Source organism: Rhodococcus sp. BP-160 (assembly GCF_019836205.1).
In the GTDB taxonomy this organism is placed as follows: domain Bacteria; phylum Actinomycetota; class Actinomycetes; order Mycobacteriales; family Mycobacteriaceae; genus Rhodococcoides.
Genome location: NZ_JABUEK010000003.1, coordinates 291,100 through 309,943, shown reverse-complemented (window position 1 = coordinate 309,943; position 18,844 = coordinate 291,100). Strand labels below are relative to the sequence as shown.

The 18,844-nt window shown below is 69.0% G+C and carries 23 protein-coding genes; 15 read left to right on the top strand and 8 right to left on the bottom strand.

Annotated features, from left to right (window positions below; genetic code table 11):
* Positions 1 to 19 precede the first annotated feature (19 nt).
* The 4 genes from HQ306_RS13280 to HQ306_RS13265 are packed head-to-tail and all read left to right on the top strand — an operon-like array spanning position 20 to position 1,529.
* Positions 20 to 487: a hypothetical protein gene (locus HQ306_RS13280; RefSeq protein WP_051613085.1), complete on the top strand. Its 468-nt coding sequence runs from the start codon at positions 20 to 22 to the stop codon at positions 485 to 487.
* Entirely contained in the window at positions 484 to 981 is a 498-nt protein-coding gene (locus HQ306_RS13275; RefSeq protein ID WP_222631895.1) for a hypothetical protein, read from the top strand. Before HQ306_RS13280 ends, HQ306_RS13275 begins: the two co-directional genes overlap by 4 nt.
* On the top strand, positions 978 to 1,217 hold the full coding sequence (locus HQ306_RS13270) for a hypothetical protein (RefSeq protein ID WP_156380452.1): 240 nt from the start codon (positions 978 to 980) through the stop codon (positions 1,215 to 1,217). Before HQ306_RS13275 ends, HQ306_RS13270 begins: the two co-directional genes overlap by 4 nt.
* 36 nt (positions 1,218 to 1,253) lie before the next feature.
* Complete coding sequence (locus HQ306_RS13265) at positions 1,254 to 1,529, top strand: metal-sensitive transcriptional regulator (RefSeq protein WP_027504515.1); 276 nt, start codon at positions 1,254 to 1,256, stop codon at positions 1,527 to 1,529.
* Between the two features lie 95 nt (positions 1,530 to 1,624).
* Here the strand turns inward: HQ306_RS13265 and HQ306_RS13260 are convergent, their stop codons facing one another.
* Both HQ306_RS13260 and HQ306_RS13255 read right to left on the bottom strand, forming a co-directional pair.
* Complete coding sequence (locus tag HQ306_RS13260) at positions 1,625 to 3,634, bottom strand: acyl-CoA dehydrogenase (RefSeq protein ID WP_222631893.1); 2,010 nt, start codon at positions 3,632 to 3,634, stop codon at positions 1,625 to 1,627.
* Positions 3,635 to 3,676: 42 nt separating this feature from the next.
* Entirely contained in the window at positions 3,677 to 3,931 is a 255-nt protein-coding gene (locus HQ306_RS13255; protein ID WP_056441640.1) for a hypothetical protein, read from the bottom strand.
* A gap of 96 nt (positions 3,932 to 4,027) precedes the next feature.
* Here HQ306_RS13255 and HQ306_RS13250 point away from each other — a divergent pair, with 96 nt between their 5' ends.
* The 8 genes from HQ306_RS13250 (at position 4,028) to HQ306_RS13215 (ending at position 11,739) form a co-directional block, all read left to right on the top strand.
* Positions 4,028 to 4,522: a GNAT family N-acetyltransferase gene (locus tag HQ306_RS13250; protein WP_222631886.1), complete on the top strand. Its 495-nt coding sequence runs from the start codon at positions 4,028 to 4,030 to the stop codon at positions 4,520 to 4,522.
* 66 nt (positions 4,523 to 4,588) lie between these two features.
* The gene (gene hemL, locus HQ306_RS13245; protein WP_056441647.1) at positions 4,589 to 5,926 is read left to right on the top strand and encodes a glutamate-1-semialdehyde 2,1-aminomutase; all 1,338 of its coding nucleotides are present in this window, start codon (positions 4,589 to 4,591) and stop codon (positions 5,924 to 5,926) included.
* Positions 5,927 to 6,021: 95 nt separating this feature from the next.
* Complete coding sequence (locus tag HQ306_RS13240) at positions 6,022 to 6,627, top strand: histidine phosphatase family protein (RefSeq protein ID WP_051613157.1); 606 nt, start codon at positions 6,022 to 6,024, stop codon at positions 6,625 to 6,627.
* Positions 6,624 to 7,232, top strand: coding sequence for a TlpA disulfide reductase family protein (locus HQ306_RS13235; RefSeq protein ID WP_222631884.1), 609 nt, complete (start codon positions 6,624 to 6,626; stop codon positions 7,230 to 7,232). The genes HQ306_RS13240 and HQ306_RS13235 overlap by 4 nt, the downstream gene beginning before the upstream one ends.
* A complete protein-coding gene (locus tag HQ306_RS13230) occupies positions 7,225 to 8,016 on the top strand; it encodes a cytochrome c biogenesis CcdA family protein (RefSeq protein ID WP_027504522.1) in 792 nt (263 codons plus the stop codon). Before HQ306_RS13235 ends, HQ306_RS13230 begins: the two co-directional genes overlap by 8 nt.
* Before the next feature lie 16 nt (positions 8,017 to 8,032).
* Positions 8,033 to 9,676 (top strand): cytochrome c biogenesis protein ResB, encoded by a 1,644-nt coding sequence (locus HQ306_RS13225; protein WP_222631882.1) that lies wholly within the window; start codon positions 8,033 to 8,035, stop codon positions 9,674 to 9,676.
* A 2-nt stretch (positions 9,677 to 9,678) separates the two neighbouring features.
* Entirely contained in the window at positions 9,679 to 10,656 is a 978-nt protein-coding gene (gene ccsB / locus HQ306_RS13220) for a c-type cytochrome biogenesis protein CcsB (RefSeq protein WP_056441651.1), read from the top strand.
* A gap of 33 nt (positions 10,657 to 10,689) precedes the next feature.
* Positions 10,690 to 11,739 carry a MinD/ParA family protein gene (locus HQ306_RS13215; protein WP_307091221.1) on the top strand — a complete coding sequence of 350 codons (1,050 nt, stop codon included), beginning with the start codon at positions 10,690 to 10,692 and terminating at the stop codon, positions 11,737 to 11,739.
* 39 nt (positions 11,740 to 11,778) lie between these two features.
* Here the strand turns inward: HQ306_RS13215 and HQ306_RS13210 are convergent, their stop codons facing one another.
* On the bottom strand, positions 11,779 to 11,988 hold the full coding sequence (locus tag HQ306_RS13210) for a hypothetical protein (protein ID WP_027504525.1): 210 nt from the start codon (positions 11,986 to 11,988) through the stop codon (positions 11,779 to 11,781).
* A gap of 172 nt (positions 11,989 to 12,160) precedes the next feature.
* Positions 12,161 to 12,370 (bottom strand): BldC family transcriptional regulator, encoded by a 210-nt coding sequence (locus HQ306_RS13205; protein WP_042574081.1) that lies wholly within the window; start codon positions 12,368 to 12,370, stop codon positions 12,161 to 12,163.
* A 168-nt stretch (positions 12,371 to 12,538) separates the two neighbouring features.
* Between HQ306_RS13205 and HQ306_RS13200 the strand changes: the two genes are divergently transcribed.
* Positions 12,539 to 12,856 (top strand): DUF4229 domain-containing protein, encoded by a 318-nt coding sequence (locus HQ306_RS13200; RefSeq protein WP_027504527.1) that lies wholly within the window; start codon positions 12,539 to 12,541, stop codon positions 12,854 to 12,856.
* Here the strand turns inward: HQ306_RS13200 and pepN are convergent.
* Positions 12,836 to 15,313, bottom strand: coding sequence for an aminopeptidase N (gene pepN, locus HQ306_RS13195; RefSeq protein ID WP_222631879.1), 2,478 nt, complete (start codon positions 15,311 to 15,313; stop codon positions 12,836 to 12,838). The genes HQ306_RS13200 and pepN overlap by 21 nt on opposite strands.
* Before the next feature lie 75 nt (positions 15,314 to 15,388).
* On the opposite strand from pepN, the gene HQ306_RS13190 reads away from it, so the two are divergent.
* The gene (locus HQ306_RS13190) at positions 15,389 to 15,781 is read left to right on the top strand and encodes a phage holin family protein (RefSeq protein ID WP_027504529.1); all 393 of its coding nucleotides are present in this window, start codon (positions 15,389 to 15,391) and stop codon (positions 15,779 to 15,781) included.
* Positions 15,782 to 15,799: 18 nt separating this feature from the next.
* Here HQ306_RS13190 and HQ306_RS13185 read toward each other — a convergent pair whose 3' ends face one another.
* Together HQ306_RS13185 and HQ306_RS13180 are read right to left on the bottom strand one after the other, a co-directional pair.
* The gene (locus HQ306_RS13185; protein WP_222630305.1) at positions 15,800 to 16,282 is read right to left on the bottom strand and encodes an FBP domain-containing protein; all 483 of its coding nucleotides are present in this window, start codon (positions 16,280 to 16,282) and stop codon (positions 15,800 to 15,802) included.
* Between the two features lie 59 nt (positions 16,283 to 16,341).
* Entirely contained in the window at positions 16,342 to 17,211 is an 870-nt protein-coding gene (locus HQ306_RS13180) for a 1,4-dihydroxy-2-naphthoate polyprenyltransferase (RefSeq protein WP_222631877.1), read from the bottom strand.
* Between the two features lie 198 nt (positions 17,212 to 17,409).
* Here HQ306_RS13180 and HQ306_RS13175 point away from each other — a divergent pair, with 198 nt between their 5' ends.
* Positions 17,410 to 17,604, top strand: a complete 195-nt coding sequence (locus HQ306_RS13175; protein ID WP_037184696.1) for a hypothetical protein — start codon at positions 17,410 to 17,412, stop codon at positions 17,602 to 17,604.
* Positions 17,605 to 17,627: 23 nt separating this feature from the next.
* Here the strand turns inward: HQ306_RS13175 and HQ306_RS13170 are convergent, their stop codons facing one another.
* Positions 17,628 to 18,749, bottom strand: a complete 1,122-nt coding sequence (locus tag HQ306_RS13170) for a GAF domain-containing protein (RefSeq protein ID WP_222631875.1) — start codon at positions 18,747 to 18,749, stop codon at positions 17,628 to 17,630.
* Positions 18,750 to 18,844 lie beyond the last annotated feature (95 nt).

The window sequence follows — 18,844 nt, the reverse complement described above, 5'->3', positions numbered from 1 at the left end:
GTCTTGGCAGGATGGTCGAGTGAACGTCGAGAAGCCCGAGCCCGCGTCGCCCGCCCGTCCCCGGATCGTCACCGTCGCGTTCGCCGTGTGGGTTCTCGGGGCCGTCCTCGTCGTGCTGCTCGGCCTCATCTCGCTGACGTTCCCGGCCGACTCGCTGCGGACCCAGCTGACCGAGACCGGGGGCGAGCCGGATGCCGTGGAGAGCGTCATCACGGTGCTGCGCACGGTCGGTGTCCTCGAGATCATCGTCGGACTGGCCATCGGATTCCTCGCGGGGCCCGCGTGTCGACGCGGCGATCCGCGGTTCCGCCGGGCACTGACGGTCCTGTCGATCGTCTTCGGGCTGGTGCTCCTGGGCTCGGTGACCGTCGGCTTCGCCATCGTGCCCCTGTTGGCGACGCTCGGGGCGATCCTCTTCTTCGTGGCCTGCGTGCTCGTGTACCGACCGTCCGCGGCGCCGTGGTTCGCGGCACCGGAGGCCCCGTGAGCGACGAGACGGAACCGGTGATCTTCGCCGAGTACGGCGCGAAGTGGCGCGCCCTGGCCTGGGGACCGATCTTCTGTCTCATCGCTCTCGGCGTCGAGATCTACACGGGACCCGTCGTGCACTACGTGGCGCTCGTCGTGATCGCGCTGGTTCTCATGGCCTTCACCTACGTGCAGATCGTGGCCGCCCGTCGGCACGCCACGGTGATCCTGACGCCGACGACGCTGAGCCAGGGCACGGAGAACGTCGCCATCGCGGACATCCTCGAGGTGTACCCGGAGCCCGACTACGACGCCAACGGGAACACCCTGGAGAAGTGGCAGGCCGCGCGAGTGCTGGGGGAGCTGTCCGGGGTGCCGCGCAAGCGGACCGGCGTCGGCCTGAAGCTGCGGGGCACCGGCCTGGTCCAGGCGTGGGCGAAGGACGACGAGACGCTCCGCGAGGAACTGCTCGCACTCGTGGCGCCCGCCACCGACGCGGAGCCCGACGCGTGATGCGCCGGTTCGCTCCGGTGGTGGTCGCGGTCGTCCTCGCCGTCGTGGCCGTGGTTCTGTGGGTGCAGTCGAGGACCACGACCACCGTGACCGAGCAGTTCCCCACCACGTCGTCGTTCGAGGGGTTCTCGGTCACGTACGACTCGACCCGTGTCGCGGGGCCGTGGGCGGCTCTCTCCGTGGTCGCGGCGGCCGTCGCGGTGTACCTGGTGATGCGCGTCGTGCGGCGGCGCTGACCTCTACCCGTTACCCCCTGGGGGTACTCTGGACGCATGAGCAGTTTCGATCAGGACGACCTCCTCAAGCGCTTGCGCCGCATCGAGGGACAGGTGGCCGGCATCTCTCGCATGGTGGCCGACGACCGGTACTGCATCGACGTGTTGACGCAGGTCTCGGCCGTCACCAAGGCGCTGCAGTCCGTGTCGCTGAAGTTGCTGGACGCCCACCTCGCGGGCTGCGTCGTGGACGCGGCCCGCGAGGGCGGACCCGAAGCGGACGCGAAGGTCAGGGAGGCGTCCGAGGCGATCGCTCGCCTCGTCCGTTCCTGAGCCCCGCCCCCGGCGAGTACGCCCATAGTGTCGTTGTGGAGCACTGAATCACGACATCCTGGGCGTACTCGCGAGGGGGCCGAAGGGGTGCCGGCCTAGTCGGCGGTGACGGATTCCTTCACTTCACCCGGCTCGTCGTCGGCGAGCATCGCCGCACCGAGCAGCGCCTCGGGAACGCCGAACGCGTCGATCAGCGTGTGGGCGTGCGGGCGCAGCGTGCGGCAGCGCTCGTTGATCCCGCGCGTGACGGCCTTCGACCGCTCCGTGGAGATGTAGCGGTGCTCGATGAACCAGGCCTTGTCGGCGTCGATCGTGGTGAGCGCGTAGAGGTCGCACACCTCGCCGAGCAGTTCCTTGGCGTCGTCGTCCTCGCAGTTGTCGATGCCGGCGACGAACGCCTCGAGCACCACGCGATCGACGTGCGCCGTGGCCGCGTGCAGGATGTGGTCCTGCACCGCGTTGAACGCGTCGAACTGGCTCATCTTCTTGGACAACCCGTTCAGACGCTTCGCGGACGTGGAGATGAGGTACTCCTCGCGCTCCTCGAACATCGAGATCTGGGTGCCGCGGTTGAAGAGGCTGCCCTCCTCCTCGTTGTCCTGACGCGAGTCGACGAGGGTCTGGATGATGGGCGCCGCCGCCGTGCGCTTCTTCACCACGTCGCCGACCGTGCCGGCGGCGAACTTCACCCAGTCGGCCGCACCGAACGAGCGGACCTCGTGGGCGTACGCGGTGAGCAGCTCCTTCGCGACGAGCTGCGTGAGCACCACGTTGTCGCCCTCGAAGGTGGTGAAGACGTCCGAGTCCGCCTTGAGCGCGATGAGTCGGTTCTCCGCGAGGTAGCCCGCGCCGCCGCAGGCCTCGCGGGACTCCTGGATCGCCTTCGTCGCGTGCCAGGTGTTCGCTGCCTTCAGGCCGGCCGCGCGCGACTCGAGTTCCCGCTGCTCGGTGGCGTCGGGGTCCTCGGCGCTCTGGATGTCGTGCATCTTCGAGACGAGCTCGTTCTGCGCGAACTGCAGCGCGTACGACTTGGCGATGAGCGGGAACAGCCGACGCTGGTGGACGAGGTAGTCCATGATCGTGACCTCGTCGTCGGTCCCGGGCGCGCTGAACTGCTTGCGCTGCAGCGCGTACTTCGTCGCGATGGTCAGCGCGACGCGCGCCGCGGCGCCCGCCGAACCGCCCACGGTGATGCGGCCGCGGATGAGGGTGCCCAGCATGGTGAAGAAGCGCCGGTTCGGGTTGTCGATGTCCGAGGAGTAGCTGCCGTCGGCCGCGACGTCCGCGATCTTGTTGAGCATGTACTCGCGCGGGATGCGGACGTGGTCGAACATGATGCGGCCGTTGTCCACGCCGGGCAGGCCGCCCTTGTAGCCGATGTCGAACGTGGTGACGCCGGGGAGGTCGCTGCCGAAGTTCTCGTCGCGGATCTGGACGACGAAGCAGTGCACGCCCTTGCTCTCGGGCTCCTCACCCGGTCCGGCGGTGATCAGCTGCGCGAACACGGCGGCGTACTTCGCCGACTCGGCGGCGCCGCCGATGTAGTCCTTGCGCGAGGACTTGTCCGGCGTGTGGATCACGAATTCCTGCGTCTCGCGGTCGTACGTCGCGGTGGTGCCGATCGACTGCACGTCGCTGCCGTGGCCGGTCTCCGACATCGCGAAACAGCCGAGCGTCTCGAGATCGATCAGGGGCTTGATGAACTCCTTGTGGTGCTTCTCGGTGCCGAGGTTCTCGATCGCGCCACCGAAGAGGCCCCACTGCACGCCGGCTTTCACCATGAGCGATAGATCCGACATGGCGAGCATCTCGATCATCGTGACGGCGGCGCCGATGTCGCCCGTGCCGCCGACCTCTTTGGCGAAACCGGACTCTGCCGCGCCGGCCGCGGCGAGCACACGCAGCTGCTCGAAAGCCTTGGTCCGCGCGATGGCGGTGTTGGGTGTGTAGTGCGGTGCGAACTCGTGACGCGCGAGCTGCTCGCGCGTCTGGTTCCGTACGTCGCGCCACCGTCCGTCGAGAGTCCTGCGCAGGTGATTCGCCAGCTGAGCAGCGTTGTCGGAGGACGTGCCGGTGTCAGTGGTGCCGGTCTCGGTAGTGGTCATACTCGACGGTAACCAAAACTCGAGTTGCCCGGGAGGGACTTGTCAGCGCGGCCACAGAAATTCACGCCACACCGCGCGAATCTTGCGAAACATCACACTCGTGGCGTCCATCGACGCAGCCTGCGGGGTCGACGGGGCGTAGGGGCCGTCGCGGAAGAGCGAGGCGCCGTTGTCCGCGATGGCGCGCGACATGATCGAGCTGAAGCCGTCGCACTGCTCGACGAGGTGCTCGCGGAACCCCTCCGGCCAGGCCAGTCGGGATCCCGGGTGCCGGTCGGGCTCGTGTGGTGCCGTCATGGCAGAAGGATATGCCCGGTGTAACACAGATTTAACACTTTCGACCAAGTCGATTCTCGTCGATCGTGCCTCCCTGCAGCCGACTACCGTGTCGCTGTGCTGATTCGCGACGCCGTGCCCGCCGACCTGCCCGAGATCCTCACCGTGCACAACGCCGCCATCGCGGACACGACCGCGATCTGGGACGAGGAGCAGGTGGGACTCGCGGACCGGCAGGCCTGGTTCGACCAGCGCACCGGCGCCGCCCTGCCGATCCTCACCGCCGAGATCGACGGGCGGGTCGCGGGCTACGCGTCCTACGGGCCGTTCCGTCCGAAGTCCGGCTACCGGCACACCGTCGAGAACTCCGTGTACGTCGCCGACGGCTTCCATCGGCGCGGCGTCGCGACCGCGTTGATGGCGGAACTGATCGAGCGCGCCCGCCGTGGGGACGTCCACGCGATCGTCGCGGGAATCGAGTCCTCGAACACCACCTCGATCGCCCTGCACGCGAAGTTCGGCTTCACGGTGGTGGGTGTCATGCCGCAGGTCGGCGTCAAGTTCGGGCGGTGGCTCGACCTGACCTGGATGCAGCTCCTGATCGAGGCGTGAGACAGCCGGTGTGAGACTGCTCCTTATCAGAAAGAGCACTCCGCGTCCTGTGAAAGACTGGAGGGCGTGACTCCTTCGAGCGGAACCGACACCGGCGTCCCCACCGCCCGATCCGCAGAACTCTTCGCACGCGCGTCCGCCGTCATCCCCGGTGGCGTGAACTCGCCCGTGCGGGCCTTCCACTCCGTGGGCGGAACCCCGCGGTTCATGGCCGAGGCCAGCGGATACACCCTGCGCGACGCCGACGGCAACAACTACGTCGACCTCATCTCCTCGTGGGGACCGATGATTCTCGGTCACGCCCACCCGGCCGTGGTCGAGGCGGTGCAGAAGGCGGCCTCCACGGGACTGTCCTTCGGCGCACCCACGCTCGGCGAGATCGAGTTGGCGGAGGAGATCGTGCGCCGCGTCGATCCCGTCGACGAGGTACGCCTGGTGAATTCGGGCACAGAGGCGACCATGAGTGCGGTGCGTCTGGCCCGCGGGTTCACCGGTCGCAGCAAGATCGTCAAGTTCTCCGGCTGCTACCACGGCCATGTCGACGCCCTGCTCGCCGACGCCGGCTCGGGCGTCGCCACCCTCGGGCTGCCGACGTCGCCCGGCGTGACGGGTGCGCAGGCGGCCGACACCATCGTCGTTCCCTACAACGACCTCGATGCGGTAGCGAAGGCGTTCGCCGACCACCCGGGGCAGATCGCGTGCGTCATCACCGAGGCCGCGGCGGGCAACATGGGTGCGGTGGCGCCGCAGCCCGGCTTCAACGAGGGTCTGCAGCGCCTGACCCGTGCGCACGACGCACTGCTGATCATGGACGAGGTCATGACAGGCTTCCGCGTCAGCGCGTCGGGGTGGTACGGCGTCGACGGCATCGCCGGAGACCTCTACACCTTCGGCAAGGTCATGAGCGGCGGCCTGCCCGCGGCCGCGTTCGGTGGCCGGTCCGACATCATGAGCTACCTCGCCCCCGCGGGCCCCGTCTACCAGGCCGGCACCCTGTCGGGTAACCCCGTCGCGGTCGCCGCCGGTCTGGCGACGCTGCGCGCGGCGGACGCCGACGTCTACGCGGCACTCGACGCGAACTCCACCCGTCTGGGCGGCATCCTCGGTGACGCGCTCACCGCGGCGGGCGTCCCGCACCGCGTGCAGTACGCCGCCAACATGGTCAGCGTCTTCTTCTCCGAGGAACCGGTGATCGACTACGCGGGCGCCAAGGCGGCCGCCACCTGGCGCTTCCCCGCGTTCTTCCACGCGCTCCTGAGCCGCGGCGTGTACCCGCCGCCGAGCGCGTTCGAGGCCTGGTTCGTCTCCGCGGCGCTCGACGACCGCGCGTTCGAGATCATCGAGGCGGCCGCTCCCCACGCCGCCGCCGCAGCAGCCGCTGCCGAGCAGAAAGCACCGTCATGACCGAGTCGTCCCCGACCGACCCGACAAACAGCGACGCGTCCGGTATCGACACTTCCGGGCACCCGCACGCCGACACCCGCACGATCGTGCACGTGATGCGGCACGGCGAGGTGCACAACCCCAAGGGAATCCTCTACGGGCGCCTCCCGAACTTCCGGTTGTCGGTGAACGGTCAGGCCCAGGCGCGCACGGTGGCGAACGTGCTCGCCGGGCACGACGTCACGCACGTCGTCGCCTCCCCGCTGCAACGCGCGCAGGAGACGGCGGCGCCCATCGCGTCGGCGTTCGGGCTCACCATCGAGACGGACGAGAACCTCATCGAGGCCGGGAACGACTTCGAGGGTCTGAAGGTCGCCGTCGGAGACGGTGCGCTTCGCCGGCCCCGCCACTGGCTCAAGCTGCGTGACCCGTTCACCCCCTCGTGGGGCGAGCCCTACCTGCAGATCGCCCACCGGATGTTGGCCGCCGTCAACGCGGCTCGCGTCGCGGCCGTGGGCCACGAGGCCGTGTGCGTGAGTCATCAGCTGCCCGTGTGGACCCTGCGCCGCTTCCTGCAGGGCGACCGGTTGTGGCACGACCCCCGCAACCGCCAGTGCGGCCTCGCGTCGCTCACCTCGCTGATCTACGAGGGCGACACCCTCGTCGACATCGTCTACTCCGAGCCCGCAGGGGCGTCGGACCCCCTCCAGACCGGCGCATGAGACCCGCCCGCCTGCTCGCGCCGCTGCTCGTGGCCGCCACCGTTCTCACCGGGTGCGCCACGGGTACCGACGCCGTGGCACAGGGTGGGACCTTCGAGTTCGTCTCACCCGGCGGCAAGACGTCGATCTTCTACGACCCGCCCGCCGACCGCGGCACCGTGGGGAACCTCTCCGGACCCGACCTCATGACCGAGGGCACGACGACGTCGCTGTCCGACTACGAGGGCCAGGTCGTCGTCCTCAACATCTGGGGTCAGTGGTGTGGCCCCTGCCGTGGTGAGGCCGACGATCTCGAGCAGGTCTTCGAGGCGACGAAGGACCAGGGTGTGCAGTTCCTGGGCATCAACGTGCGCGACAACCAGCAGGACAAGGCGCAGGACTTCGTCATCGACAACAACGTGACGTACCCGTCCATCTACGACCCGCCGCTGCGCACCCTCCTCGCTCTCGGATCGAACTACCCGACCACCGTCGTCCCGACCACGATCGTGCTCGACCGTGAGCACCGCGTCGCCGCGGTGTTCCTGACGGAGCTTCTCGCGAGCGACCTGCAGCCCGTGGTCGAGCGCATCGCAGCCGAGCCACCCGACGTGTCCGATGGGTGAGGCGTTCCAGTCGGCTGCCGCGTCGGGGCCGCTGTTCCTGGCTCTCGGTGCCTGCCTGCTCGCCGGTCTGGTGTCCTTCGCATCGCCCTGCGTCGTCCCCCTGGTTCCGGGTTACCTGTCCTACCTGGCCGGAGTCGTCGGAGCGGACTCCCCGTCCGTCACCGCCGACGAGGCGGCCACCAAGACTCTGGTGCGGGGTCGCAGCCGCGTCGCCGGTGCCGCGGCCCTCTTCGTTCTCGGATTCACCGTGGTGTTCGTCCTGGCCACGGCCTCGGTCTTCGGCGCCATCTCGGTGCTGTCGGTGAACCGCGAGATCCTGCAGCGTGTGGGCGGCGTCGTCACCATCGCGATGGGTCTCGTCTTCCTCGGTCTGATCCCCGCCCTGCAGCGCGACACGCGCTTCGAACCGCGCCGCGTCGGCAGCATCCTCGGGGCACCGCTGCTCGGTGGCGTGTTCGCGCTCGGATGGACCCCGTGTCTCGGACCCACGCTGGCGGGCGTCATCTCGCTGACGGCCGGCACCGAGGGCACCACCGCGGCGCGCGGTGTGGTGCTGATCGTCGCCTACTGCCTGGGACTGGGACTGCCCTTCGTCGTTCTGGCGTTCGGCTCCGTCAGCGCGTTGCGCGGCGTCGGATGGCTGCGCCGCAACGCCCGTGCCATCCAGGTGTTCGGCGGTCTGATGCTGGTGGCTGTCGGCATCGCACTGGTGACCGGCGCCTGGGACCTGTTCGTCAGCTGGATCCGCGACGGAGCGGTGACCAGCGTGACCCTGCCGATCTAGTGGACGAGAAAGAGATATGAGCACTGACCTGTCGGCCCGCCCGGACGCCGAGGCGCGCCCGCCGCGGCAGTCTCCGGCGGGGCGCGTCGTCGCCGCAGTCCGGAACACCTGGCGCGGCCTGACCTCGATGCGCACGGCACTCGTGCTCCTGTTCCTCCTCGCCCTGGCCGCGATCCCGGGTGCGCTGCTGCCGCAGCGCAGCCTCAACTCGGGGAAGGTGGACCAGTACATCGCGGACCGCCCGTCCCTGGGGCCCGTCATGGACCGGCTGGAGTTGTTCGACGTCTTCGGCAGCTTCTGGTTCACGGCGATCTACGTCCTGCTGTTCGTCTCGCTGGTCGGCTGCATCCTGCCGCGGTGCGTCGACCACGCCCGCGCGTTGCGCACCTCGCCGGTCGCCACCCCGCGCAACCTGGGGCGGCTGCCCCACCACCTGCGCACCGAGGTCGACACGGCACCCGACGTTCTCCTCGACGAGATCGACGGCCGGATGCGCGGCTGGCGGAAGATGCGGCGCACCGAGGAGAGCGGCGCCCTGACGCTGTCCGCGGAGAAGGGGTACCTGCGCGAGGCAGGCAACCTGGTGTTCCACCTGTCGCTCGTCGGTCTGCTCGTGGCCATCGCCGTCGGGAAGCTCTTCAGCTACGAGGGCAACGTCGTCGTCATCGCGAACGACGGCCCGGGCATCTGCACCACCTCGCCCGCCCAGTTCGACTCGTTCCGGGCCGGCAACAGCGAGGACGGCACGGGCATGACCCCGCTCTGCGTGCGGGTGAAGAACTTCACGGCCGACTACCTCGAGAACGGGCAGGCCGAGCAGTTCACGTCCGACATCGAGTACCAGGCCGGCGACGACCTGGTCACGAACACCTGGCGCCCGGACACCCTGCAGGTCAACCATCCGCTGCGGGTCGCCGGTGACCGCGTCTACCTGCAGGGACACGGATACGCGCCGACGTTCACGGTGACGTTCCCCAACGGGGAGACCCGTACCGAGACGGTCCAGTGGGAGCCCACGGACGGCACCACGTTCCTCTCCAGCGGAGTGCACCGCTTCGATCCGCCCGGAGGTCTGTACCCGGATCCCGATGTCCGCCGCCAGAACCAGATCGCCATCGAGGGGTTGTTCGCGCCCACCGCGTTCTTCCACGGCTCGCTGTTGTCGTCGAGCTTCCCCGCCCCGAACGATCCGGCGGTGGCCGTCGACATCTACAAGGGCGACACCGGCCTCGACACCGGTAATCCACAGTCGCTGTTCTCGCTGAGCCAGGTGCTGGTGGAGCAGGGCCGGCTGGTGAAGCAGGATCGCGTCAACCTGACACCGGGGGAGTCGACGACGCTGTCCGACGGCACGCAGGTGCGATTCGACGGTGCCGAGGAATTCGTCAACCTGCAGGTCTCGCACGACCCCGCGCAGACGTGGGTGCTGGTGTTCGCGCTGTCGATGATGGCCGGTCTGCTGGTGTCCCTGGTGATCAAGCGCCGTCGCATCTGGGTCCGCGTGAGCACGGACGACGACCGACGACGTACCGTAGTAGAAGTGGGCGGACTCGCCCGGACCGATCAGGCCGGCTGGGGTGACGAGTTCGACCGCCTCACCGCGCGGGTGCTCGACCGACCCGACGCCGATGACGTACCGACCTCGAACAACAGGGAGTGACCATGCCGATCGACGCCACACTCGCGCAGTTCAGCGACTGGTCCTTCCGGTCGGCGTTCGGTGTCTACCTGCTCGCGGCGGTGTTCCTCATCGCCCAGTACGCCACGCAGACCGTCACGGCTGCGGAGCAGAAGTCCGAGCGGCAGCTCGTCGCGGCGGGCAAGGCGCCCGTGCGGCCCACCGGTCCCGGTCGGATCGAGGAGGCGCCCCGGCGTCCCGCGTCCGAGCGCTACGGCGGCATGGGCTACGCGCTGGTGGTGCTCGGTCTGCTGCTCACGGTCACGTCGATCGTGCTGCGCGGATTCGCCACCGACCGGTTCCCGCTCGGCAACATGTACGAGTTCGTGACGATGGCCACGGCCGCCGCGACGGCGACCTCGATCATCGCGCTGCGGAAGATGCGCCCGACGCTGATCTTCGTGGTCGTCCCGGTCATGATCCTGATGTTCCTCGCGGCGACGGTCCTCTACGCCGACGCGGCCCCCGTGGTCCCGGCCCTGCGCTCGTACTGGTTGCCGATCCACGTGACCATCGTCAGCATCGGCAGCGGAATCTTCCTGGTGGCCGGCGTCGCGTCGCTGCTGTTCCTGCTGCGGATGCGCTTCCCCGCCACGGAGGACGGCGCGAACACGGGTGCACTCGCCCGGTTCGCCCAGCGTCTTCCGGACGCCCGCACGCTCGACCGCCTGGCCTACAAGACCACGATCATCGGCTTCCCGCTGTTCGGCGCCGGCGTCATCCTCGGTGCGATCTGGGCCGAGGCCGCGTGGGGACGTTTCTGGGGCTGGGATCCCAAGGAGACGGTGTCCTTCATCGCGTGGGTCGTCTACGCGGCGTACCTGCACGCACGGGCGACGTCGGGCTGGCGGAACACCCGCGCGGCGTGGATCAACGTCGCGGGCTTCGTCGCCATGCTGTTCAATCTCTTCATCATCAACATGGTCGTCTCCGGTCTGCACTCGTACGCGGGTCTGAACTGACCGTCGGCTCGACATGACCGCCGGGGGGAATCGGTGACGGACGATCGTTGGGACGGGTGGTCGCCCGGCCCGCAGGACGACGGGCGGATCCCGTCCGCGTCGACGCCGACGGATCCGGCGATCCAGCAAATACCTGCCTCGCCGATGCAACCGCCCACGGCGCACGACCTCTCGACATCACGGCTGCTGCGGACCTCGCCGCCCCCACCGACGGGCGGCTGGCGCCGCACGCTCTTCGACGTCACCGGTGGCCGGGTGAACGTGGGCAACAGTGCCAAGGAGCAGCGGCGGCTCGCCTTGATCCGTCAGGTCGGCAACCCGTTGCACGGGTGTCATCGCATCGCGATCCTGAGCCTCAAGGGAGGCGTCGGGAAGACCACGGTGGCGGCGGCGCTGGGATCGACGTTCTCGTCGGTCCGGGGCGACCGTGTGATCGCCGTGGACGCGAACCCCGACCGCGGAACGCTGAGCTCCCGGGTTCCGCTGGAGACCGAGAAGACGGTGCGCGACCTGCTGAAGGATGCCCGCGACATCGACAAGTACAGCGCGGTCCGCGACTTCACGTCCCAGAATCACCACCGGCTCGAAGTGCTGGCGTCGGAGTCCGATCCGGCCATGTCGGAGGCGTTCGACGCGTACGACTACGAGACCACGGTGGCCGTGCTGGAGCGGTTCTACAACATCGTGCTGACCGACTGCGGAACGGGACTTCTGCACTCGGCGATGCGGGCGATCCTGCGCAGCGCCGACGGGCTGGTGATCGTGAGCAGCGGATCGGTGGACGGTGCGCGGAGTGCATCGGCGACGATGGACTGGCTCGACGCGCACGGTTACCGGCATCTGGTGGAGCAGTCGTTGACAGTGGTCAACATGGTGCGGCCCGGGTCGAAGGTCATCGACGTCTCGAAGATCGTCGACCACTTCGGTCAGCGATGCCGCGCCGTGCGGGTGATCCCGTACGACGACCATCTCGCTCAGGGGGCGGAGGTCGACCTCGACGCTCTCGCGCCGGCGACGCGCACGGCGCTTCTCGAGACGGCAGCAGCGATGACCGCCGAGTTCCCGCCCCACGTCACGCGGTGACGGTCGTCCGCTGCACCGCACCGCACCGCGTGACGGGACTCAGTCGACGGAACCGGGCGTTCCCGCATCGGGACGCTCGGGACCGTTGCCACGATCACGTGCAGGGTTGTTCCTGATCTTCCACAGGAACTCCGGGTCGTCGTCCGGTCCGGTGACGCGTCCTCTGGGTGCCCCGGTCTCGGGGCCGAAAGACTTCCAGAGGAGCACGATCACGACCACGAGCCCGATCAGAGCCAGAACATAGATCATCACGCACCTCCACTACCGAGCGTAGTCGTGGCGGAGCGCCGGGGCACTCGAGTCGAGCTCGCAAGATCCTGAGAATCTGCTCGCACGCACTGGTGTCCGGCACGAACACCGCGAGTGGCGACCGATGGTCGACTCGGTGACGAGTGGGTGGCGCTCTAGGGGTGACGCGTGATCAGCGGTGCGCCTCGGTGGTGAGCGAGGTCAGGAGCTGCATGACCTCGGACTCGCGGAAGCGACGGTGGCCGCCGGGAGTGCGGAGCGATCCGAGCCGGCCGGCGTGGGCCCAGCGCGTGACGGTCTTCGGATCGACATGGAAGAGTGCGGCCACCTGGCCGGGGGTGAGCAGGTTCTCCTGCGTGGGGGTGTAAGCCGGTGCACTCATCGCGATCCTCCAGGGACACAGTCTTCATCTCGGTCGAATGCGGCTGTATGTCCGCATCCGTTGCCCATGGTGGCACCGAGACCCCCGGGTACTCGACTCTTCTAATGTTGGTAAAGGGGAGGTAATGGACAAATCGGATACGTCGAACGGCTCCGGTAATCTGTGTCCATGACCGATCCCATCCCCACCGGCAGCACCCCGAGCGGGTCGGCGAAGGGCCGACTGGTCCGCGATCTCGGCCTCTACACCGCCGCCCGGCTCGGTCTCATCGCTGTGGTCGCGGCCGTCATCTACTTCGGTGCCGCGCTGGTCGGGGTGACCGTGCCGCTGCTGATCGCCATGGTGTTCGCCCTGGTCGTCGCGTTCCCCCTGTCGCTCGTGCTCTTTAAGGGACTGCGCCGACGCGTCAACGAGGACATCGCCGCCGTCGACGAGAAGCGTCGCCGCGACCGCGAGGATCTGCACTCACGCCTGCGCGGAGAGTGACCGTGCGGCGAGAGCGCGGGCCAGGTGGTCGCGCTGCTCTATCACGCACCGTCGCAGAGCCGCGGGTACGTCCGGGTGACCCGAGAGCCAGCGATCGGCGTCCTCGCTGTGGGCGGCCGACGGGAAGAGCCCGATGACGAGTCGTCGAGCGATCTCGATGCTCCGCTCCCGCCAGAAGGTCTCCAGCAGGGCGTAGTACTGCTCGTCGAAGCGCTCGATCAGCGTGCGTGACGGTCCGGCGGTGAAGCCGCGGATCAGCGCCCCCACCCGCTCGTTGCTCAGGGCGTCCGAACCGGTCAGGGCGGCCCAGGTCGCCTCCTTCACCGACGCGACGGGCTGCGCCGCCACCGCGGCGGCGTACTGCACCTCACCGGCCCCCGTGCGGTCGGACTCGAGCACCGTCGCCAGCTCGGCCTCGTCGGTGTGACCGGTCGCCGACAGGGCGAACCACAGGCCCCAGCGCTGCTCGGCGTCCAGTTCGAGACCGTCGACGGAGTCCTCGCCGGAGAGCAACGCGCGCACCCTTCCGGCGTGCGACGGGTCGTGTGACGCCGCGGCGGAGAACGCCCGGAACCACTCGAGCTGCGCGTCCGACCCGGCCGGCGCCCCGGCGAGCTGCTCGGCCGCCGTCGCGGTCCACCGCTGCCGGACACCGTCCCGGTCCGCGGCGTAGTGCTCCACCGCGACCGCGGTGTCCGCGAGAATCGATCCGAGCACGGCCGGATGCGACTCGGTGGGTGCGAAGCGGACGGCGAGATCGACGTACGTCTGCGCAGGCAGTTCGGCATCACGCGTCGCGTTCCACCAGGAGGACCACACCAGCGCGCGGCGCAGGTCGTCGGGGATGCGGTCCAGCGACTGCATCGTCGCCTCCATCGACCGCGCGTCCAGGCGCACCTTCGCGTACGTGAGATCGCCGTCGTTCGGCAGGATCACCGCGGCGTCGGGCAGTGCGAGCGGGGTCTCCGCGTCGGTGATGTGCACCGAGATCGGTTCCGCATCGACGAGGTGGCCGTTCTCGTCCGGCGACAGGCACGCGATGTCCAACCGCTGAGGACGCGGATCCGTCTGCGTGAGAACACCTCTGGTGCGGTCGTACAGCACGGTCGACACGCCGGTGGTCTCGAGCCAGGCGGCCGACCAGTCGTCGAGCGACCGACCGGCCGGTGCTGCCAGGGCGTCGAGCAGGTCGCGCAGGGTGGCCGTCCCGAAGGCCCGAGCGCGGAAGTACGCGCGGGCGCCCTCGAAGAAGGCCTCGTCACCGACGAAGGCCCCGAGTTGTTTGATCACGCTGGCGCCCTTGGCGTAGGTGATGCCGTCGAAGTTGAGCTTGGCCGCCTCGAGGTCGACGATGTCGGCGACGACCGGGTGGGTGGTCGGGAGCTGGTCCTGCGAGTAGGCCCAGGCCTTGCGGCGCAGGGCGAACGACACCCACGCGTCGGTGAACCGGGTGGCCGCGACCGAGGCGTACGCGCCCAGGTAGTCGGCGAGGGACTCCTTGAGCCACAGGTCGTCCCACCACTGCATGGTCACCAGATCGCCGAACCACATGTGCGCCATCTCGTGCATGATCGTGTTCGCGCGCCGTGCGTACTGCGCTCGGGTGGCCGCGCTGCGGAAGACGTACGACTCCGTGAACGTGACGCAGCCTGGGTTCTCCATGGCGCCGAGGTTGTACTCGGGCACGAACACCTGGTCGTACTTCCCGAAGGGGTAGGGGAACTCGAACGCATCGTGGAAGAAGTCGAGCCCGGTGCGCGTGACGTCGAAGATGTCGTCGTGGTCGAGGTGCTCGCCGAGCGACGCACGGCACCACGCGCCGAGTTCGATGGTGAGGTCGCCGCGGCGGTACTCCGACGTGGCGCGGTGGTACGGGCCCGCGACGACGGCCGTGATGTACGTGGAGATCGGCTGCGTGGCGGCGAAGACACGGGTGGACGACCCTGCGTCGTCGGTGGTGGTCTCCTCCACCCGCTCGTTCGACAGCACCGTCCACTCGTCCGGTGCGCTCACCCGGAAGACGAACGGTCCCTTGAGGTCCGGCTGCTCGAAGTTCACGAAGACGCGCCGCGCGTCGGCGGGCTCGTACTGCGTGTAGAGGTAGGTCTCGCCGTCCGCCGGATCGACGAATCGGTGCAGGCCCTCACCGGTGCGGCTGTACGAGCCGCGGGCGTGGATGCGCACGGTGTTGCGGCTCCCGAGATCACGCAGCAGCACCCGCGCACCGTCGTACTGCACCTCCTGTTCGTGGTCGTTGACGATCACGCGGTCCACGCCGGCACCGAGGAAGTCCATCCACGTCGACGACGCGGTGGCCGCGAAGCTCACGGTGGTGACGGTGCCGAACTCGGCTCGGGTCCGTGCCTCGGTCAGGTCCAGCGCCACGTCGTATCGCACGTCGGACACCACCCGGGCGCGGTCGGCGGTCTCGGCGCGGGTCAGGTTCGCGGTACTCACACCTTCATGCAACACCACCGGAGGCGCGGCTCGCGACACACCACCGTCGCGGCGACCCGTGCCATCATGGGGCGCATGATTCTGGTGCTCAGATTGATCGTCACGGCGTTCGCGATCTGGCTGGCGGCGTCCTGGGTGGACGGCATCTCGATCGCGAGTTCGGGGCGCGGGCAGGGCTGGGACCTGGTGGTGCTGATCGGGATCGCCGCCGTGTTCACCGTGATCAACGCCTTGGTCAAGCCGATCGTGCAGTTGTTGTCGCTGCCCCTCATCGTGCTGACCCTCGGGCTGTTCCTGTTGGTGATCAACGCGTTGATGCTGCTGCTCACCGCCGCCATCACCGAGAGCACCGGGTACGGGCTCACCGTCGACGGTTTCGGGTCCGCCTTCTGGGGCGCGGTGATCGTGTCCATCGTCAACTGGGTTCTCGGTGGACTGGTGCCGGACCGGCGATCGGCGCGCCGCTGAGGCTGCCGCCGACCGCGGTCAGTCCAGCCGCGCCACGAATGCCGTGATGGTCTCGCGAAGCTTGCCGACGCGCTCCTCGACCGGGGTGTCGTCGCGGTACTGCCGTCCCAGCGTCGGGGTCTTGATCCGCCGCGCGTACAGGGAGCAGGCCAGATCCGAGCACAGGTAGGTGCCGACGGTGTTGCCGCGGCGGCCGGACTCACCGGTCTTGCGGGCCACCATCAACGTGACACCGCCGTTCTGATGCCCGGTGGTGCAGATGCTGCACATCTGAGATCGGCGAGAACTGCTCTCCGAACGCAGGGCGACTCCGACGAGCCGATCCGCGGTCGGCACGACGAGGAAGCTGCGGCCCGGATACGCGGGGTCGCTCCAGCCGAGGAAGTCCAGGTCGTCCCACGGGCGACCGTCCAGATCGGTGGGGACGGGGATGCGCTTCGCCTCGCCCTTCGAGCAGTTGACGAACGATGCCCGGATCTCGGGTTCGGTCACGGGGTCCATGGGACGACCGTAGAGGGAGATCATGACCGTCGGCAACGGAATTGCCCGTCGCGCGGCGACTATCCGAGCAGCAGGCCGACGGTGGTCGCCACCGCCCAGACGAGCATCGCGAGACCCGAGTCGCGCAGCGCCGGAATGAGCGCGAGACCCTGCTGCCGGGTGCGGACGGGGGCGTTGGCACGCCAGGCCAACGGGAAGGCGACGACGCCCAGCACGGCCCACGGCGAGTGCAGGAGCAGCAGCAGGCTGACGAGGAACGGCACGCCGAGCAGCGCGGCGTGCAGACCGCGGCTCCGGGCGTCGCCCAGCCGGACCGCGAGGGTGAGCTTGTCCGCCTCGGTGTCGGTGGGAATGTCGCGGATGTTGTTGGCCACCAGGACGGCGCTCGAGAAGCAGCCCATCGCGACGGCGCACGCGAGTCCCACGAGGTCGACGCGATCGGTGAGCACGAACTGGGTGCCGAGCACGGCGACGAGGCCGAAGAAGACGAAGACGGCGATCTCTCCGAGGCCGCTGTAGCCGTAGGGCTTCGATCCGCCCGTGTAGTACCAGGCTCCCGCGATGCACACGACACCGACGAGAACCAGCCACCAGGCCGTCGTCAGGGCGAGGACGAGCCCCGCGACGGCAGCGAGTGCGAAGCACGCCACGGCCGCGCCGCGGACGGCCGACGGCGTCGCCAGCCGGGAGCCGACGAGGCGGATCGGTCCGACTCGGTCGTCGTCGGTTCCGCGGATGCCGTCGGAGTAGTCGTTGGAGAAGTTCACGCCGACGATGAGGGCGACCGACACGAGCAGTGCCACCGGGGCCTTCCACCACGTCACGTCGCCGGCCGCCGCTGCCGCACCCGCCGCGGCCACGACCGGTGCGATCGCGTTCGGAAGTGTGCGCGGCCGTGCGCCTTCGAGCCACTGGGATGCTGTCGCCATGTGTGGATCATTGCCTACGCATGCCGATGCGGCCCCGCGCGGTCGTGTTGTGAGGCCCACCGCTCCCGGCGTACACTCCGGATGCGCCCTCGACCTCGGGGGTTTCTCACAGGCTTGTCGCCGTCGGCCGTGAACGTGGCACACGAATGCGGAACCGGTTCTTCGATCGGTTCACCTGTCGCACCCCGGGGATGAACGATGGACGACATCACCAGTTCCACGATCGACGACGCCGTCGCGGCCATGACGGACGTCGAACTCGACCGCGCCATCCGCGCGCTCACACTGCGCCAGCGGTCACTGCTGCTCGGCGGTGACCTCGACACGGCCTGGGCGGTCACCGAAGATCTCGAGCGCTGCCTCGCCGCCCGGTGCGGTATGCCGCGAACCTGACACGCTCGAGCCCCAGAAGAGGCTCAGCTGGACCGCCTGCGCGGCCCACGACCCGGGTATCCGGTGTCGGTGGGCGGGACGGGATCGTCCTCGTCGGAGAATCCGACCGGTTGGAATTCCACCATCAGGAAGCGTTGTCCCGGAACACGTGTCGCCCGCAGGTCGACGACGGTCCACCCGCCGTCGACACGGCGCAGTCGCACGCCGGGGATCTCGGTGCGATGGTCCGCCCACTCGTGCATCCGGCGATAGGCCGACACGATGCGCGCGATGTCCGAGGGGTGCGGGGTGTCGCGCTGATCGACCTGCCCCTTCCACAGGATGTTCTCCACCGGATCTGTCAGCCACCGCACGACGCGCACGCGCTCGGTGTCGATGAGTGCGATCGCGGTGGGGGAGTTGCGCGTCAGCGACCGCAGCGCGAACGCCTCGACCGACGGTCCGGCCACCACGAGTTCGTCCGCGCGGAGCGAGATCGCCAACGCGTGCGACACGGTGTCGACGTACCGGCTGGCGTCGTCGGCGGACGAGGTGTCGAGCACCGTCCGCACCGCATTGCGCAGGGGCCGGGCACCGCGCGGGGTACGCAGCGCCACGGTGCCGTCCCAGCGGGTTCCGGGTTCCGCGTCGAGCAGAGCGACGAGGAGATACATCGCGCTGTCGGCGTCGTCCGCGTGGTCGAACAGCTCGAATGCCGGTGCGGCGAGCTTCGATGCCGGCTCCCGGCCCGTGACGCCGGCGATGCCGGGCGTGAACGCGAACTGTCGACGTGACGAGGACCAGTCGTAGCCGACGACGAGGGGCGGCGGTGCGTCGGAATCGTCACCGGCGTACAGCATCACACCGTGGACGGCCTTCCGGGGACCCGGTACCGCGACGGCCCGCAGCGGACTGTGCAGTCCCGGCACGGTCTCGGCCGCGTCCTCGCCGCTGGTCGCGACGAACGCGGTCATCGCACGCGCCGCGTCCGCGATGCGCTTGCTGCCGACCGCGCGGGAGAGCGCCGTCCAGTCCTTCGCCCGACCGTCCTTGGCGACGACGGTCCCCACGGGACCGGCATCGCCGTCGGGCGGTTCGGCGAGTGTCTCCACGACGATCCAGCCGTCGTGCGCGTCGGGAGCTGCTCCCGTCGCCTGCCTCGCCATCGTCACTGTCCTCCGAACCCGCGAACAACCAAGCCCCCGACCCGGATGTACCGGGAGGACCTTACTCACCGTCACGGTCTCGGGCGGCTCGCCCC